The organism is Bythopirellula goksoeyrii, assembly GCF_008065115.1.
In the GTDB taxonomy this organism is placed as follows: Bacteria; Planctomycetota; Planctomycetia; order Pirellulales; family Lacipirellulaceae; genus Bythopirellula; species Bythopirellula goksoeyrii.
In genome coordinates, this window is the sequence record NZ_CP042913.1 from 1,086,921 (window position 1) to 1,106,446 (window position 19,526).

Sequence of the window (19,526 nt, forward strand, 5' to 3'; positions counted from 1 at the left end):
TTGCAAGTTTTCTTGGGCAACCGTCAAAGGGGGAACTGATGATTCTGCAACGAGCTTTTTGTACCTTTTTACTTTGCTTCGGTTGGCTGACACTAAACACTGTCCATGCTGTGGATCGCGAATGGAATCAGGTCACAGGTACGACCGGCTATATCTCTGCGACGAACTGGACGCCCAATGGCACCCCCAGCGGGGCAGATAACGTCTCGTTTGGACCCAATTTGGTCGGGCTCGATGTCGACGTGGTTCTGGCCGCCGCGGGACTCGCACTGGCCAACGACATGACGTTTACCGATGGCCATGTTGAATTCGTCGGATTCGGTGGTGTTCAACTTGACAACAACGGAATAGTGACGATAGACGACGTATTTGCCGACATGTTGTCCAACGGCGCGATGGTTACTCTGAACGGTAGTGGCGGAGTGGTTTGGGATAGCGTCGGCGATGCGATCGTCGGCGATTCCGGTTTCGGCACGTTTACCCTCAACAGCGGCGGCAACTTTCGTGCGCTGAATGTCATCATCGGCGACGATCTTGGCTCCGTGGGAGAAGTCAACGTCGACGGCAGTACCATGACCACCGACGGTCTGAACTCCGGCAATGGCTACGTTATCGGCAATAGCGGCACTGGCACGCTCAACGTTATCGGAGGAGGGTTGGCCCGAATTGCCAACGACACAAGTGGCGGCATCGCCGACTTCCAGCTCGGCCTCACCGCCGACGGCGAAGGGACACTCAATATCAATGGCGCTGGCTCGAGCGTCATTGCAGAAGATTTATTCGTTGGGAGCAATGGCACAGGAAATCTTAATATCACCGCCGGTGGCGTGCTCAACCAAAACATCCATACAAGTCCCGATGCCTTTGTCGCGGCTAATGTTGGCTCAAGCGGCGACATCATGGTCAACGGAGATGGTTCTCAATGGTTGATGGCGAGGCTGGAGATTGGCAACCTGGGCGACGCGACCCTCTCAGTCGAAGATGGCGGCTTGGTCCGCAGTAACAGCAACGACATGGTGCTCGCTGTCGCGGGGGGCTCAGGCAATGTCGCCGTGTTCGGCACTCCTGATACGGGCTCGGGGGCCAACATCTCGACACTCGACGCCACCAACAATCTGTTTGTCGGAAGCGAGGGGCTGGGTGAACTTCGTGTCGGGGTAGATCTTGGCGCGGATCTCAATAGCGATCCCGTTGGTGCTGGTCACGCACTCTTAGAGGTTGGGACCAATCTGCGCATCGGCGCAAACGCCACCAACCAGCTTGAGAATATCGCTTACATCAGCGGCCCGAACACCACCGTCACCGTGGGGAACATTCTTTACGCAGGTGAGAATGGCAAAGGTACGCTCGAACTCCGCGACGGGGCCACCCTCACGGCCGCGTTTCCTCGCATTGGCTCGGGGACAATGTCCAATGGAACGCTCCTGGTGACCGGCACGGACACTATGTTCACTGCAACCAATGATTCTGTGATCGGCACCAACGGCACGGGTAACGCCACCGTCAGCGACGGGGCTGTTCTTAACAACGCCGGAGACTTCTGGGTCGGCTACCAGAGCAATGCCTCCGGTATACTTACCATCGACAACGCTATTGTCAACGCGACCACCAGCAACAGCGGCGATGTGCAGATCGGCGGTCGTACTGACGGCAGCGGCGGCACTGGCATTGTCACCATCCAAAACGGCGGCACACTCAACGTCAGCGACGAAGCATACATCGGTGGCAACGCAACCTCCTCGGGCACACTTATCGTCACTGGTCAAGACTCGCTTTACTTCCACAAGGATGGCAGTGTGAATGACATTCTTCGCATTGGTTATGGTGGCGAAGGCCATGCCGAGGTTCGCGATGGTGGACGCATCGATGCCGAGGGGATCGTCATTGGTAGTCTCGCAGGCAGCGCCGAAGCCGACCTGCTCGTCACCGGCTCTAACAATGGAACCCCTTCTACGGTCGATATCGACGGCTACCTCTACGTCGGCGATGCTCGCAAAGGGACAATGACTGTCGAACAGGGTGCTCAGGCGCGGGTCGCCACCAGTGACCCCACGCATCGCATCTTCATCGGTGACAATGGTGCCGCCGATGGCTCGAAGCTCACCATTGACGGGGTGGGATCTCGATTGGACTACCACGGTACAGGCGACGTCAGCGTCGGCAACGCCGGTGGCAGCACCAGCAGCCGAGCGACACTCGAAGTCACCGACGGCGGTGTTTTCTCCGCCGTCCAGCGTGATCCAAACGACAACAACATCATCCTCTCCGAAGCACGCATCATCGTCGGCGACATTACTGGTGGCAATGGACAGGTGATCGTTCAAGACCCCGGATCGCGAGTCGAAGCAGAGGCCATGTACGTTGGTGATGGCGACAGCAGCTCTTCGGGCATTCTCGACATCTCCAATGGCGGGGTCGTTGAACTGACCGATGAGTTTCAGGCGGCCTCTTTTGGAAGTGGGGTTGGTACCGTCAATGTGGATGGCCCGAATTCGCTGCTGGAGGTCGGCACCAGCTTCTCCCTGGGTGACGACACGCTAGGTGGTGCCACCAACGGCGCTAACGGCATGATGCACGTTACCGAAGGTGGAACCGTCACCAATGGCGGGCAAGCGTACATCGGTCATTTCACTAGCAGCTTCGGCACAGCCACGCTCGGCAGTACGACAGCCAATACCTCCTCCTGGGACATCGGCGGCGAACTCACGATCGCGGGAACCGAAACATCTTCACAGCAAAGCGGCTTTGGCATTTTAAACGTGAACGAGGGTGGCCTTGTCTCTATCGCCAGCAATTTGCGCATCCGCAACCTGGGCGACGTCAACCTTGATGGTGGTGAGGTCGTCGTCGGCGAGAACATTCTATTCACAGACGCAGGCTCCACTTTTAATTTCAACACGGGCACGCTGCGGTTTAGCAACTCTACGGGAGCTACTCTCAACTCGAACTTGCTTGGGCGTATATTCAATGGCGGTCCTCAAACGCTATCCGCTGATATGCACCTGGCGGTCGACGGACTTGCGGCGCTCGGCGGACCCTTGCGCGTCAATGGCGGTACGCTCAGCGTGGGAGCAATTTCGAAGGCGAATTTCGCCAACGTCGACTTCGATGCAGGGACGCTGAACTTCACTGACACAGGTTTGGTGGTTACCGATGCGGGACTGTTCGGCAGCACGCTTGTTGTCGATGAAGATGAAACCGTCAATGTAGCGACGTCGCTGTTCGTCCAAGCCGATGGGCTGCTCAATGTGGCACGTGGGTCGATCTCCGCTTTCGGCGGTGTCAACTCGGGCACGACGGTTCTCACCGAAGGAACCGCGTCGTTTGGGTCGAGTCTGACAAACAACAACACCTTGGTGCTAATTGATTCAACAATCAATGGCGATGTCGTCAACAACGGCACGCTCGAACTTGTCGGCAACAATACCTTTACTGGCAACGTGACGCTTTCGTCCCTCGGTTCGCTGGGGCTCGATCTGGGTGGCACGCTTCCCGGAGAATTTGATGTACTGCACACGAACGAGTTTCTCTCGCTCGATGGTACTCTAAAGGTGTCGCTTGACAGCGGGTTCCAGCCGCAATTGGGTGATTCGTTCGGAATCTTGCGCGGCGACACGGGCTTTGCGGGCACCTTCGACACGCTCAATCTGCCTGCTCTCAGTCCTGGGCTCGCGTGGCAGTTGAACCCCGGCGCAATCACGGTGTTCCTGAATGTAGTATCAAGCACCGCCACCGGCGATTTCGACAACGACGGCGACATCGACGGTCGGGATTTTCTCGTCTGGCAACGGGGTGGTTCTCCCAACGGGATAAACAGTGGCGACTTGGCGTTGTGGCAATCGCAGTATGGAGCAACACCGCTGGCCCCTTTGGCAACGGCCGTTCCTGAACCTCCCGCTGTCGCCTTGGCCTGTTGTCTTGCGCTCATGGTATTGACTTACCGCTGCCATGGGATTGATTGACTCCACTTTCTCCCCGGCGGATCGTCACAGGCACACTCTCGGCAAGCCAATTTCCATCCCGACCGATACCACTCTTATTGGCCCAATAAAATTGGTGAAACTTTCTTGACAAAAATAAACCCCCTTCCTTTCAGTGGGCTTGGTTTTCTCCAACTCGTTGTTCTGTAGGAGTTTACGTCGTCGCCGGGGTCGGCAAGTTTGGCGGGTTTTTAAAACAAAACTCCGCAAAAAATGGCCATCGTGCGATGGTGCAAAGGGACTAAAGAGGGGGCTGGGGACTGGGCGAAATGGGTCGCACCGCTACTTGTCCGCCTAACGCGCAGAGTAGCGGTGCTGCGTTGCCGGACAGGTAGTGGTGACTGTCGCGGCGGACGCATTTTCGGCAGAAATCAGATTATCAAGGAACGCAGCTATTGGTTGCCGAGGTGTATTATCTGAAAGCGGGTGGCCAATTGCTACCATTATTTTTGGCCAGGGTGGAAATAATTACTCGCAAAGCCGCAGAGTGCGCGGAGGAAGAAGAGACAAAGCCAATTTGTAGGCCGGAACAAGCCGTGCGCAGTTCCGGCAAAAACCTCACCACTTACCACCAACGACTCCCACTCAGACGTTACATTCCAGTGATCTGGTGATCGGGAGTTTTTGCTTAATTTACTTCCCTTTTCAGGAATTGAGCCTTAGCGTGGGTAGCAGACTTTAGGGCAGGGTAAGTCAGGGGTGTTAACCAATTAATGCTACCAGCCCGGACTATCAACTAATGGCTAATAGCCAACTTGTTTCAATTTCTGAATGACGACACACATGGGTGTCGCAAGAAAATAGCTACGTAACTGGCTGGCAGTTCCACCTTTGGAGTGTAGGATGCAAGTGCATGATTCACAGGTGAAACTAACAAGCCATGAAGAGCTGGCTATTGTGGGCTTTATCTAGGGTAAAGTTGGGTCTCTGCTAACAGTAACCATACCGAGGAATACCAGATGCGGAGGTTAGTCACATCAAAGCGACTGCAGCGGTGGGCTGAAGAGGATCGGGACGCACGTGCTTTGCTCCCTGGTCTGGTGAGGCGTCTCGCGCACGCGACGCTCGACAGCATCCAAAGGATTGACTTTCCTGCGTATGAGTCGGTGCAGCGTCCGGATTTCGACGGCGAGATCGAATGCAGAGTTGGCAATGCCTGGATTCCCAGCGGCTACTCCGTCTGGGAACTCACTGTAGAGAAGAGATCGGCTACCAAAGCCATGGCGGACTTCGTGAAACGGACAAATGAGATCCCGCCCGAGATTCGTGAGAATGCAACCTACATAGCGCTGACGGCCAGGCATTGGCGCGAGAAGAAAAAATGGAAAACCCAGGTAAATTCCAACGGCAATTGGAAATCCGTTCGAGCTTACGATTGTGACGACATTGAGCAATGGTTGGAGAATGCATTTGCTGTGGCCCTTGGGCTAGCAGGTAGTTGGGGAATCCCTGTTCACGATCTCCATGACCTAGAAAGCCGTTGGAGATCTATTTCAAATAGCACGACGCCTGCCCTTGCGTCCCAGGTCTATTTAACGTCACGCGAGCGAAGCCGCCAAGCCCTCATCGATTGGCTGTCGAATGGAAAAGCCTGTCTCACAATCGTCTCTCAGTTCCCATCAGAGATCATCGACTTTGTTTGCGCATCCATTGAGGCCTTAAGTGATGATCAACGAGAAGCCGTTCGGTCACGAATGGTAATCGCTCAATCTGCAATTGCTTTAAGAAAGCTATGTAGGCTTGAGACCAACCTGGATGTGGTGGTTGATCCACGAGTCGAAGTGAGTGGCGAAGACGCCGCTTTTGCCACAGAAAGAGGCATTCGGCTCATCCGAGCTTGTGAACCGTTTGTTCCGCTACCGGGCAGTGCGATCCGACTTGAGCGCGTCCGAGAACATGAGCTCGCCCGTAGCCTGCAACAATGTGGGCTAAGTCAATTCGTAGCGGAGAAGAAAGCCAAGGATGCGGGAGGAAGCCTTGCTTTACTTAAACAGAGCCTGGACAGGATAGGATGCCAGTCGCGCACCGACGCAATCGAGGTTTCAGCGCGGGGCTCTTTAAGAGCATGCCTGATCTTGGGCGGATGGAACGGCGCCAACCCTGCCGACCTAACTGCAGTCGAACAGTTGGCCGACAAGTCTTACTCGGAGATTGAGAGTGACTGTAAATTGTGGGCAAACTGTCGAGACCCGCTTCTTATCCATGCTGACAACAAGTGGAGGCTAGTCTCAAAAGCCGACGCCTGGGCAAAACTGAAGTCCTACATCTCGAATGAGCACTTTGCCACCTTCGCGCCGCTCGCGGTTTCAATTCTCTCTGAGCGAGACCCAGGATTCGAATTGCCTAACAAGGAGCGCTGGCTTGCGCGCATCAAAGGTTTCTCTCCCCAATACTCACAAGTTCTTAAGAAACACCTAGCCGACACTCTGGCTCTCTTAGGATCATTCGGGGAGATTATCGCCCACGAACCCACGCTTGCTACGGAAGGGTTCTCTCACCGAGTAGTCCGAGAGGTCTTGTCCCCAGACACTCCTTGGGAGCTCTGGGCCAGTCTGAATTCAATCTTGCCCCTACTTGCAGAAGCTTCGCCCGATGCCTTTCTTGTTGCCATCGAATCTGATCTCGACTTATCGGAACCTAAACTGTCTTGGCTCTTCAAAGAAACGAAAGGACACCCTCTTCTGTCGGGATGCCTCTATTCTGGATTGCTTTGGAGCCTGGAAACGCTCGCGTGGGCTCCTGAGCACCTTTCCAGAGTTTGCTCTGCTCTACTCAAGCTTCATAGACATCATGTTCCCAACAACTACAGTAATTCACCGATGGGAAGCCTTCAACTAATCCTGTCATGCGCACTGCCCTATACAACAGCAGACGTCGAACTTCGAATAGGGATCTTGAAACGACTTCTTGCGAGCGATGAAAGTTCTGCTTGGGGTTTATGCGTAGCACTTCTGGAACAATTCCGTGGAGGCATGTTCCCACAGACAAGCCGCCCCGCGTGGCGTGGATGGGCGTCAGACTGGGATCGGGGTGAGACCTATGCAGATATGGGCAAGCAACTTGAGGTTGTATCGACCGCTATCGTGGAGCATGTTGGTAAAGACCTTGAACGCTGGTTGGAGCTGATCGACTTGTTGACCTTGATGCCAAGATCAATCATGCTCCAAGCCATTGACCGTCTAGCGAAATTGCCCTCCACGGGACTCGACGATCACGCCAAGAGTGCACTCCGCGAGAAGATCCTCGACTATGTCAGCCGATATCGCAGCAGTGGCGCCACCGACCGAATCGGGGAGGACAATCTCGAACGCTTGGAGAATATTGCGAATGCTATGCAAGCCGCCTCGCTGCCGATCCACTTTGCTCCCCTGTTTGAGCAGTGGATGGATCGCTACTACATGCGTAGGGCCAAATATGAAGAAAACCAGGCCGACCTTGGAAAAGACCGACTACGGGCAATTGAGGAAGTAATTGAAGAGTGCGGCTTTGAAGGAGTGTGTGAGCTAGCCGAACTCTGTCAACAGCCCTATGCCGTTGGCCATTTGCTTTCGGTGCTCACTGGTGATCAATATCAACACAGCATCATTCCAGATTTGATACGTGAGGACAATTGGTCGCTCAAGTTTGTCTGCGGTTATGTCGCAGCACGTTTCGAGTCGGATGGTTGGGCCTGGTTCGATGGCCAACTTGGCCGCTGCAATTCAGACTTAGCCCGAGCTTGGATGTTTGCGATGTTGCCATTTCGACCAGACGTCTGGGACCGCGTGGACGAGGAAAACACCGACGCAAAACGCCTCTATTGGTCCAACGTGAATCACTGGAGATTCGACAAGTCCGCAGGAGCTGTCCAACGGTGTGTCACGGAGTTAGTCGCGGTCGCTAGGCTCGCGAACGCGGTGGAAATCATCTGCGCGGCACTCCGCGATAAATCAGCCTTACCTAGTGATACGCTTTTGCAACCACTAGAAGCCATGCTGGATTCACCTGGCGAAGTTGCAGAACCTCAGATGGAAGGTATTCATGACTATGATGTCGGAATGATCCTCACGGCCGTCCAGGAAGCTGGCGATGTCGTTGATGCTCGCCTCATCCGATTGGAGATCAACTTTCTGAGCATGCTTGGTGACGACCGAGAAGGTGAACCGGCTACGCTGTTTCGCAAACTGGCGACCGAACCCGCATTCTTTGTTGACATACTTTCTTCCTGTTATCGATCCACTCTTAAACAATCTGATGAAGAGGTAAATGAGCTTAAGGAAGATGATGCAAAACAGAGGGCACTGGCGCACATCGGACACGAGCTGCTGTACAAATGGAAATCCCTTCCCGGTACGAACAATGACGGCACAGTTGACGAGCAAGAATTGTGGAAGTGGGCCAATTCTGCTAGAGAAATTGCTGAGCCCTTGGGGTATCTTGATACATGTGACTTCCGCATCGGTCAGTTGATCTCGCACGGACCAACAGATTCCGATGGCTCATGGCCGGCTCGGTCTGTTCGGAGAGTTGTTGAGAAAATCTCTACTGAACGAATCGGTGCAGGGATCTACATAGGTATCATCAACTCTCGAGGTATAGTCTGCCGCGGTGAAGGAGGGGCACAAGAACGAGACCTAGCCACGAAATACAAGACGTTTGCGGAACAAGTCCGGGCGGACGCTCCGTACACAGCCTCCGTCCTTGATCGCATCTGTGCTTACTACTTAGGGGAGGGACGTGAATGGGATAATCGTGATGAGTGGGAGCGATAGAGGTCGAACAGCAAAACCTAGCGGGTTAGCATTGGCTCAGCTGGCCAATCACAATGGCACACTGCAAGCGGTTCAGGTGCTGTCCGATGATATACTGCGCCAGCAGTTCTAACAGAGAAGATTTAGGAAACCAAACCCCAGGCTCCGCAAAAATCCGTGTAACTATTCTTCACTCCGCCTGGAGCGTTCTTAGCGCCACCACTTTGTGGCTTGATCAGGCGATTGGGACATCCAGCCGGTTAGCGTTCTGAAATGGGCTCGGATGACTGTTCTCCGTTCTCTCATCTTTGTACAACTTGATTTTGTCCAAAAAAGTGGATTTCGATTTGTAGGATGGGCACTCCTGAGAGTCGATTCGAGAGAAAGCACTCTATGTCGGGCAAGAGTGCCCGACCTACGGCATTTTTGACTACCGCTTCGGCTCATACCGTGACGCGGCTAAAAACCTATCTATTTCTCTGCACTGCTAGCACTGAAATACGTGAGCTGTGACAGCATATTTGCGGCACTTGGATAGGCTCGAAATATGTCTGCATTATTCGTTCTTGCTGTCGGCGCTTTTGAGTAGGATGATGGTCGCTGGCCGAACATGCTAGACTCGCAGCGGGACAGAATTCAGCGAGGGAGTATCGCTGACAGACTTGCCATAGAAAGGAATCTACCCATGGTTTGTAGCGATCGATTGAGCGGCGTATTGCAGGTTTTATTTATAGCTGCCCCTTTGATTGCAGCCGCGCTCTTCACGAGTTCGTTGGGCGGACCGGCTTTGGCTGCGGAGCCGATCAAGCTCAATGGTCCACTCGTTACAGATGGGAATGTGATTCCCGAAGGACTGCAGTTCAGCCCGGATTCAAGCCGCGTGCTCTATCTGGCAGACCAGCTTACCGACGACGTGAACGAGATCTTCAGCGTTCCTAGCACAGGGGGTCTTGCCATTAGGCTCAATGGTACGCTGGCGGCAGGAGGCGATGTGTTTTCCGAGGGCGCGCAGTTCAGCCCTGACTCGAGCCGCGTACTCTATCTGGCCGACCAGACGACGAACAATGTGAATGAAATTTTTAGCGTACCTAGCGCGGGTGGCATGGCCACAAAGCTCAATGGCACGCTCGTGGCCAACGGCGATGTCTCTTCCAGTGGCCTGCAGTTCAGCCCCGACTCAAGTCGCGTACTCTATTGGGCCGATCAGACGACCGACCTGGTCAATGAAATCTTCAGTGTCCTTAGTGGGGGGGGTGTTGCCACAAAGCTTAACGGTCCGCTCGTCTCGAGTGGTGATGTATCTTCGAGTGGCCTGCAGTTCAGCCCCGACTCAAGCCGCGTGCTCTATCTGGCCGACCAGACGACCAACAATGTGAGTGAAATCTTCAGCGTTCCTAGCGAAGGGGGTTTTGCCACAAAGCTCAACGGGCCCCTCGACTTGAATGGCGATGTCTCATCGAGTGGCCTGCAGTTCAGTCCCGACTCAAGCCGTGTACTCTATCTGGCCGACCAGTTGACCAACAACGTGTTTGAAATCTTCAGCGTTCCTAGCGAAGGGGGAGTGGCTACACGGCTCAACGGACCGCTCGTCTTAAATGGTGATGTCTCTTCGGCGGGTCTACAGTTCAGCCCTGACTCAAGCCGCGTGCTCTATTTGGCAGATCAGACGACCAACGATGTTGATGAAATCTTCAGTGTTCCTGGCACAGGGGGGACGGCCACAAAACTCAACGGCACACTCGTGGACGGCGGAAATGTGTTTCCCGACGGCCTGCAGTTTAGCCCTGACTCGAGTCGCGTGCTCTATGTAGCAGACCAGACGACCAACGATGTGAATGAAATCTTCAGCGTCCCTAGCGCAGGGGGGACGGCCACAAGACTCAACGGCGCGCTTGTAGACGGCGGAAATGTGTTTTCCGAAGGCCTGCAATTCAGCCCCGACTCCAACCGTGTGATTTATCTGGCCGACCAATTGTCCGACGGCGTGAATGAAATCTTCAGCGTCCCCAGTGCAGGGGGAATGGCCACAAAGCTCAACGGCACGCTCGTGGCCGGAGGCAATGTGTTATCCGACGGCCTGCAATTCAGCCCCGACTCCAGCCGCCTGATCTATCTGGCCGATCAGACGACGGACAACGTGAATGAAATCTTCATCGTCCCCAGCGGGGGGGGAACGGCCGTAAAGCTCAACGGCCCGCTGGTGGCTGGCGGGAATGTGTCGTCGCAGCAGATCAGCCCCGATGGCAGTTTGGTCTTATATCTTGCCGACCAGAATGAGGATAACGTCAACGAAATCTTTGTCCGCATCGTCCGCCAGCATTCCAACAGTGGGGACGTCGATTGGGACACGGGCGCGGCTTGGGACCACGGCGGCGAGCCAGACAAGGTGATGCAGATTTTCGTCGATGCACCAGGAACGGTCACCGCGACCGGATCCACACCACGGTTGATCAACGAGTTGGTAGTGGGAAGTAGCACGGAGACTTCAACGCTCGCGTTGGCTGATGGCGCGGAGATCTCAACGCTGCACGGTGCGACGATCCAAGCGAACGGCGTACTCCATGGTGACGGCATGTTGGTGGCCGATCTTGTGGTCGCCGCCGGTGGTATAGTTCGCGCCGGCGCAGCAGAGCAACTGGTCATCAGTGGTTCGACTGTGTCGAACGAGGGCCTCATAGAAGCAACCGGCACAACCGCTGATCCGGCAACGATTCGCTTCGAGGGCCCGGTAACCAATAATGGCACCCTCAACGTCGAGGACGGATCGACAGCCATCTTTTCCGATTCGCTCGCCGGCAACGGCAGCGAAGGGAGTGGCGAAGTTCAGATACTCGGCCAGCTTCTACCCGGCACAGGCCCTGGCATCATGAATTTTGGTGGCGATCTCATCTTGGGGTCTCCCGCAAATCTCGAAATCGAGCTGGGCGGCCTCACGGCCGGCACTCAGTTCGACCAACTCCTCATAGCTGGAGACACAACCCTTGCAGGCACACTCGATGTCACGCTGATCGACGGATTCACACTCGCTGCTGGCCAACAGTTTGAAATTCTCAACGTCGGCGGCTCTCTCACAGGTACTTTTGCGGGCCTCCCCGAAGGGAGCTTGGTGGGAAATTTCGGCGGCACAAACCTGTTCGTTTCCTACTCCGGTGGCGATGGCAACGACGTGACCTTGCTGACGGCCCTCCCTGGAGATTTCGATCAAGACGGCGACGTCGATGGAAGTGATTTTCTTGTGTGGCAGCGGGATCCTGGCGTCGGCAGCCTGACCGATTGGCAGGCGCAGCATGGCAGTGTTTTACCACTAACTGCCAATGCGAATACCGTGCCAGAACCTGATTCGCTGCTAATTCTGGCCTTTTTTGGCTCAATTTCTTGCATGTGGTGCAGGTTCCCTTAATACTGGAGAACGGAACAGGGGGTGGTTAGCAACGATACCTTAATTTTCTAGGGGGATCTTTCCTTGACTCACCAATCTTTGCTCAGCTTGTGCACTTCCTGTCTCCTTGTTTCTAGTGCTGTAATTCCGTGCATTTCGCCCAACTCGGCGACAGCGCAAGGCGTCGTCCGCAATTGGACTGGCGGTGGCGCGACCGACGACTGGTTCGACGCGGCGAACTGGAGCCCGGGGGCGGTACCTGATCCTGCTGACTTGCTGCTTGTTAGCTCGAGCGACATCGCAGGACTCGATAGCAATATTGTCAATATCTCAGACGGTGGGCGGATTGAAATCTCTAGCCTCTCCGCGACAGCGACTCTCAGTAGACTCGACGTCGGGCTCCAAGGAGAAGGGACGCTCGATATGTCTGGCGGCACGCTCACGACCGGTTTTGTGCTCATTGGCACTACGGGGAACTCATTCGGCACGGCAAACATCACAGGAAATACTTCAACTTGGAACATTACGGACGGCTCAGACAGAGACCTCTATGTCGGAGAGGATGGCGAAGGGCGGCTGAATATCACTGGGGGAGCGGATATCGATATTTCCGATGATGTATTAATTGGGAACAGAGCAAGCGGCATCGGCGTAGTCAACGTTTCAGGAAGTGGGTCGACGCTCGATCTACTCGATGCCGGTGTGATTAGCGAACTGATTGTTGGAGGGTTTGGTCGAGGCACACTGAACGTCACAAACAGTGCCGCTGTGACAAGCAGACTGGGCGCTATCGCCAACTCGTCGGGATCCAATGGCAAGGCGACTGTCGATTCCGCCGGCACTTGGAGTATCACCGAGGAAATGTACGTAGGCTCTGGAGGCACGGGGACGCTGGAGATCCTGGGGGGCGGTTCCGTTGATAATTCGACTGGTTATATCGCAAGGGACAGCACCGGGGTCGGTCGCGTGCTGGTCGAGGGGGCTAATTCTCTGTGGGATGTGGACTCGACTCTCTACGTAGCAGATGAGGGCTACGCGGAGTTGGAAGTCCGTAACGGGGGCCGGGTAGTGAGTTCAATAGGAATCGTTGGCAACGATTCCACAGGCAATGGCTCGGTGATTGTTGAGGGGGACGATTCGATGTGGGATATCGCCAGCACTTTACGTATTGGAGAGGAAGGAACAGGTTCGCTCACTATCTCCGATGGGGCAGCGGTCGAAAACACGTTTGCCGACATCGGCAATCTGAGCGGTTCGACTGGCGTAGTCACTGTGGAAGGTGCCGGTTCGACTTGGACCAATTCCTCAGTCCTCAATATCGCTGACTCTGGAGACGGTACGTTAAATATCGCAGGAGGGGCAACAGTATCGAACACAGCCGGAAACATTGGCTTCGCCAGCGGCAGTGATGGGACTGTCAATGTTTCGGGAGGTAGTAGCCACTGGAGCAACGAAAGTTTGGTACGAGTCGGTGTGAGTGGCTCTGGAACTTTAAACATATTGGGAGGCGCCAAAGTTTCCAGTACGCATGCTGGAATTGGTGTCATAGGCAGCGGCAATGTATCCATTGAAGGCGCTGGATCCCGATGGATTGCCACCAGCAGCGGTGGTTCCACTGTTGGTGAGGATGGCAACGCCACGATGCAAATTACTTCTGGAGGCGCTTTTGAAACACCTGGCAACCTAGTCGTTGCGAAAAACGATGCCTCGACGAGTAGCTTAACGGTCACCGGCAACGGATCGCGCCTTGATTTGGGATTCAGCCTCTCTCTGGGAAATGTCGGCGGAACGAGTACCGGTTCCGCGACGATCGGAACTGGTGCCCACGTCACCGTTGGAACTTCAACAGTTATCCAAAACGCCAACAGTTCGCTCACGGTCGACGGTGGTTCGCTCACGACCACTTCGCTGATTAACAACAACGGTGGCACGTTTGTATTCAACAGCGGTACCATAACCATCGACGGAGGAGGGTTCCATCCCGGCAACAGCTTCTTGCTCAATGGCAATAGCACCGCAACATTAAACCTGCAGGGCAATGGTGTATCAGACTTTAGCCAACTGACGGTGGGCAACACAGGAGACGCCGTGCTCAGGCTCGCGGAGGGTCACAGCCTGACTTTAGACGAAGGAACCATCGGCGTGTCGGGCGAATTCATCCTCGACGGCGGACACCTCGCGGCCGAAACATTCAACAACCTCGCAGGGGGGGAATTCACTTTCCTGAGTGGACGAGTTACGGTCAATGGAGATGTACTGGGCAGTAGTGCTCCTTTTGTCATTCCAACCGGAGGCACCGTTGATGGCTCCGGCTTTGTCGAAGCAGACGTAGTTGGCCAGCCAGGTTCGACAATCACCGTGACCAGTGGCAATTATACACTAGGAAATCCTTTCAGCTTTCTGGGCTTTGTGCACGAAGGCACGCTCAGCGTGGGTAACAGGATTGCTAAGCTCAAGTCCGCCGGCTTCGCCCAGTTGGGCGCGCTAACGACCCTTTCTGGCGGCACGATCACCGCGGACAACGGAATCTCTCTCGGCGGTGGTGACGTAATAATGGGAAAGGGCGACGTGAACGCGAAAATTGCGGCCGGGATTGGTTCGTTTATCTATGCCCCCGGCGGCGACCTCACCCTCGGCGACGCCAATGCCTTTGACGGCTTTGTGTCAGCCGGCAACATGACTGTCGATGCCGATAGCATCATCTTGCTCGACCGCAACCAGGCCCAACTCGGCACGCTAACTACTGTTATCGGCGGTGGCAAAGTTGTAGCTGCAAACGGTGTAGTTCTCGACTTTGCAAGCGCCATCACTGGCGATGGCAACATCGACACACCCAATGACCCTCTTCGTCCGACGATTATCAACGGCACGGTCGAAGGCACTAGTTCCAACCTGAGCATTGGCTTCAACGGCTATGTGAAAGGAATTGGCATGTTGAATAACGTTTATTTCACCGGCACACATGCCCCAGGCTTGAGCCCAGCGGAGCTGTTGGTCGGTAATCTAACGTATGCCAATTCTGCCACCTTGGAGATCGAAATCGGCGGGCTCACGGCGGGCAACTCGTTTGACAAGCTCACCAGCAACGGCATCCTCGACCTCGACGGCACACTCGATGTCACTTTTCTCAATAACTTTATGCCCAGCTTAGGCGACTCGTTTGAAATCATCACGGCAGCGAACGTGATCGATGAATTCGCATTCGAGAATCTTCCTGACATTGGTCCACTCTTGTGGAATGTGAACTACGGAGCAACTAGTGTATTACTCGAAGTGCTCTCACCGTTCACCGCCGACTTCGACCAGGATGGCGATGTCGATGGCAATGACTTTCTCGTTTGGCAGCGCAATCCAGGGGTGGGTAGTTTAATCGACTGGCAGGCACAATATGGAAGTGTTTTACCACTAACTGCTAACGCGAATGCTGTGCCAGAGCCTCAAGAGCTATTTATTCTAACTTGTATTGCATTATTTTCTTGCATGCAACGAGTGATTCGTTGAGAATAGGAAGCGTACTTTTCAACGCTAATTAGAGAGGGAAATTTGCTATGCCTAGGATCGAGACCCTTCCTAGTCGAATCGGCAAGCTATTTTGTTTAGCGTTGGTAATCGAATTGTGTTTCGAAACTCAATCACTCCACGCCCAAACCTGGTTCGGCCCCGATGGGGGCTCTTATCATGATTCATCCAACTGGCTGCCGACAAATGTCCCCGACACCCCAGCAGAAACCGCACAGTTTAGTGGTGGCACTGGAGGCGTCGCATTCAACTCGGATGTGACGATCAACATCCTCAACAAGCTCGGCGGTGTCCACACGTTCTTCACTTCGGGCCCGACCAAGCCAGTAACCTTGTCCTCCGACGAAACCAGAGTGTCGAATTCCACCAGCGGCGGCATCCTCACACTCGGCAAATCTACAGGCACGGCTGCCATCAACCTCGATGTTGCAACGTTGCTCAGAGTCGGAAACGAGGGCGTCCTAAACATCATGGAAGGTTCCTCGGTCACATCGTCGGAGCTCAGTTTGGGCGCAGTCAGTACGGGCGACGGCACGATTCTTGTCGATGGACCCGGATCAAGTTTAAACATCACCGGCACCGCTCCCATTGATATCGGCGAACAGTCCAGCACAGGCAATCTGACCGTGCAGAATGATGCTACGGCGTCTTTTGCCGACACGCTCAATCTTGCAGATTCGGCGATTGCAGGTTCGAGTGCCGTGGTAAGCATACTTTCTGGTGGTTCGGTGATAGCCAATGATCATGTCAACGTTGGAACAGGCTCAACAGCCGGTCAATTTGCAAATCTTACCGTGAGCGGCACGGGAATCGCTGCCAGCAGCTTCACACAAACTGGTGCCACCCAGCTCACCGTGGGCAGTTCCGTATCTGGCAACACGGCAGAGGTGAATGTCAACAACGGTGGCATACTCTCTACAGGCACAGGTCCAATAACGATCAACTCTAATGGGGTGATCAATATCACGGATGGCACATTCAACGCAAATGGAAGTATAACGACTTCTGGGGGAGGGTCTCTCTCACTCAATGGAGGTGAACTCAATGCGAACAAGGGATTCGATGGAATCATCCAGCCGTCTGATTTCGCTGCCGGAACTCTCACCGTCACCAATGGTTCGTTCGACCTTCCATCCGATTTTTATTATCATGGTGGCATTGAGGCTTTCACTCATTTCCACCTTATCTTGGGGGCTGGTGCTACATTAAATCTCAATCATTCGTTCCTCGTTGGCTGGAATCTAGGTACTGGGGATTTTACTATCAGAGACGGTGCAAATGCCTCGACCTCCGTAGGTGCTATTTTCCCGCGAGGTCATGTCACCGTAGATGGGGACTTTTCGACCTGGACTTTGACGAGCCTGCTTCGTCCTCTGGGAGGCTCCATGAGCATCCAGAACGGTGGAGATGTGATTTCTCCGGAAACCCTCATAGATGCTGATGATTTCGATCCTACAAACGAGGGCACTATAAGCATCGACGGTATGGGCTCCACATTGACCAGTAGCGCAACTCTCTCGGTGGGAGACGCGACGAAAGGTGACTTGATTATTACTGACCAAGGAGAGGCCTCAAATGTTACAGGTATCATTGGAAATCAGGTTGGTGCGATAGGCTCTGCAACGGTCGATGGCTTCGGATCCCTGTGGGCGAATACAACAAGCCTCACTGTCGGACAGCAGGGCTATGGCACGCTGCAAGTCACGGGAGGAGGAGTTGTCTCTAGCAGAAACGGATTCATTGGCAGTGAAGCCGACTCGAATGGCACGGCGACGATCGCCGGGAGCGGTTCTATCTGGACGAATGCAGATCTCTATGTCGGGGGGAACTCCAGTACAATCGGTGGCAATGCACAACTTCGGATTCTCGACAATGGCCTTGTGGAAGTAGGAGATACACTAACGATTTGGGATCAAGGCACGATCATCCTTAACGGTGGCATCTTGAAACTCGACTCCACAGCCACCGTAGGTAGCGGAACAGTTAACTACTTCAAAGGCACGTTTCACCTCACGGATGCCGGAGGTTACACAGTTGGTGCCAACTCTGGTTTGATTGATGAAGCACTCGGCTTTGACAATGCAATCATCCCTGCAGGGGGCGGACTGATCGTCGATGAGCAACTTTTAGTACCGGCGGGAACTTCGCTTACTGTGGTGGCAAGCGATGTGAATGTGGATGAGCTGACTAACAACGAGTTGGTCAACATGACCGGCGGGAAGATTACAACGGCGACGGGACTGATAAACAATGCCGACATGATTCTTGTGAACACAACGATAGACGGCCCGGTCACAAACACCAGCGGTTCGACAGTCACGGTACTCGGCACAGTCGACTTCAACGACATGGTAAGCGGACCCGGCAATTTTTTCGGTCCCGGCACGGCCAATTTCAACGGAGGAATGGCTCCCGGCGCTAGCCCGGCACAGGTAGCCTTCGAGGGCAACGCGTCGCTGGCAACCACCAACACACTGTTCATCGAGTTAGGAGGGACATCGGCCGGCAGTGAATTCGATACCCTCGCCATCGCTGGCATCGCCGATCTTCGCGGTACCCTTGATGTCAGCCTACTGACTGGCTTTACGCCCTCGCTTGGCGATAGTTTTGAAATCATCACTGCGGCAAATGTGCTGGATTCGTTCGAAGTCGAAAACCTCCCAAACATTGGTCCACTCTTGTGGAATGTGAACTACGGAGCAACGAGTGTGGTACTCGAAGTGCTGTCACCTTTCACCGCCGACTTTGACCTCGACGGCGACGTCGATGGCCGTGACTTTCTGGTCTGGCAGCGGGGTGGATCACCTAATGGTGTGAACAGCGGAGACTTGGCGCTGTGGCAGGGGCAGTATGGCAGTGTGATTCCGCTGACACCAGCCGCAACCGCCGTACCGGAACCAAGTGCCTTGACGCTACTAATGCTATCTACCCATCTGATCGGGTGGCGAGGCAGAGATTACTGATCGCCATGCATTCCACGGTGGAAGCGGAGCCAGTGGGCCAGAAGTTCGGCGCGGCTGCTTACGCTGTAGTGTCGGTAAATCACCTTGACGTACTGGTGGACTGTCTCGGGGCTGATTCCCAGTCGGCTGGCTACCTGTCGCTCGCCATCACCCTCCAACAAACAATGGAGTGTCTGTTGCACGCGAGGGGGCAACTGAAATTCGGAGGGCTCATCCGGTCCGGCGAGCGACACCCCGATCAGCCGACCGATTTCACTTTGTGCGAACTCCAGCAGCTTGCGCTCGCGATGGCCGAATTGTGCTTCGCCAATCGGACGGTGAATTGTCACGGCAGACGCGATATTCCACGGCTGCGGACGGTAGAAGGAAGCTAAGGATGCGTCCACCCCGGCAAGTCGCATGTAGTTTTGATACTCAGGCGAACGATACCATTCGCGGTCGGTAGCGACTTCTTTTCGAGTACAGGTGATCAGGCGGCCGGGGCGAGAAGCAAATTGACGAAACGAGTTGGCACTGACCATCCCATCGTTCATGAAGGTCCGCCATATGGCATGCTGTTCTTCGCTGGCGAATCCGAGTTCAAGATTGTCGTGCAGTTCCGGAGGACCGTCTGAGCTGGTCATTCTCCAAGTCCCTCCAACTGCCACCTGCGCACCGATAATCTTTGTTAGCCCTTCCAGATAGTGGCGTCGCCACGCAATCGGATTCGGGCCTAGTTCGCGACACTCGCCAATGAGACGGGATATGTCACGGATCTCGGATAGTCGCAGTCTCTCAGATCGGGCCATGGCCAATCTCTCCAGCTGTGATTTATCGAGGAGGAATCCGATCTCAAGTATCGGGCTATTTCCACATTATTTATCTTGGCAGTCTAGCACGATCCATTCAGTGAAAACAGCTTTTTTTGAGGATTTCTGGAGACCTAATCCCCGATTCCGGGGAGTTGCATTGTGAG

6 protein-coding genes are annotated in these 19,526 nt (G+C 54.5%); 5 read left to right on the forward strand and 1 reads right to left on the reverse strand.

Features of this window, described 5'->3' with window-relative positions; all coding sequences use genetic code 11:
• The first annotated feature begins 38 nt into the window (after positions 1–38).
• The 5 genes from Pr1d_RS04325 (at position 39) to Pr1d_RS04345 (ending at position 18,571) form a co-directional block, all read left to right on the forward strand.
• Positions 39–3,962 (forward strand): beta strand repeat-containing protein, encoded by a 3,924-nt coding sequence (locus Pr1d_RS04325; protein WP_168205048.1) that lies wholly within the window; start codon positions 39–41, stop codon positions 3,960–3,962.
• 977 nt (positions 3,963–4,939) lie between these two features.
• Complete coding sequence (locus Pr1d_RS04330; protein ID WP_148072378.1) at positions 4,940–8,731, forward strand: hypothetical protein; 3,792 nt, start codon at positions 4,940–4,942, stop codon at positions 8,729–8,731.
• Between the two features lie 664 nt (positions 8,732–9,395).
• Positions 9,396–12,110 (forward strand): TolB-like translocation protein, encoded by a 2,715-nt coding sequence (locus Pr1d_RS04335; protein WP_148072379.1) that lies wholly within the window; start codon positions 9,396–9,398, stop codon positions 12,108–12,110.
• 63 nt (positions 12,111–12,173) lie between these two features.
• Positions 12,174–15,590: a hypothetical protein gene (locus tag Pr1d_RS04340; protein ID WP_148072380.1), complete on the forward strand. Its 3,417-nt coding sequence runs from the start codon at positions 12,174–12,176 to the stop codon at positions 15,588–15,590.
• 47 nt (positions 15,591–15,637) lie between these two features.
• The gene (locus Pr1d_RS04345) at positions 15,638–18,571 is read left to right on the forward strand and encodes a beta strand repeat-containing protein (RefSeq protein WP_148072381.1); all 2,934 of its coding nucleotides are present in this window, start codon (positions 15,638–15,640) and stop codon (positions 18,569–18,571) included.
• On the opposite strand, the gene Pr1d_RS04350 is transcribed toward Pr1d_RS04345, so the two are convergent.
• Complete coding sequence (locus tag Pr1d_RS04350; protein ID WP_148072382.1) at positions 18,565–19,359, reverse strand: helix-turn-helix domain-containing protein; 795 nt, start codon at positions 19,357–19,359, stop codon at positions 18,565–18,567. The genes Pr1d_RS04345 and Pr1d_RS04350 overlap by 7 nt on opposite strands.
• Positions 19,360–19,526: the final 167 nt, after the last annotated feature.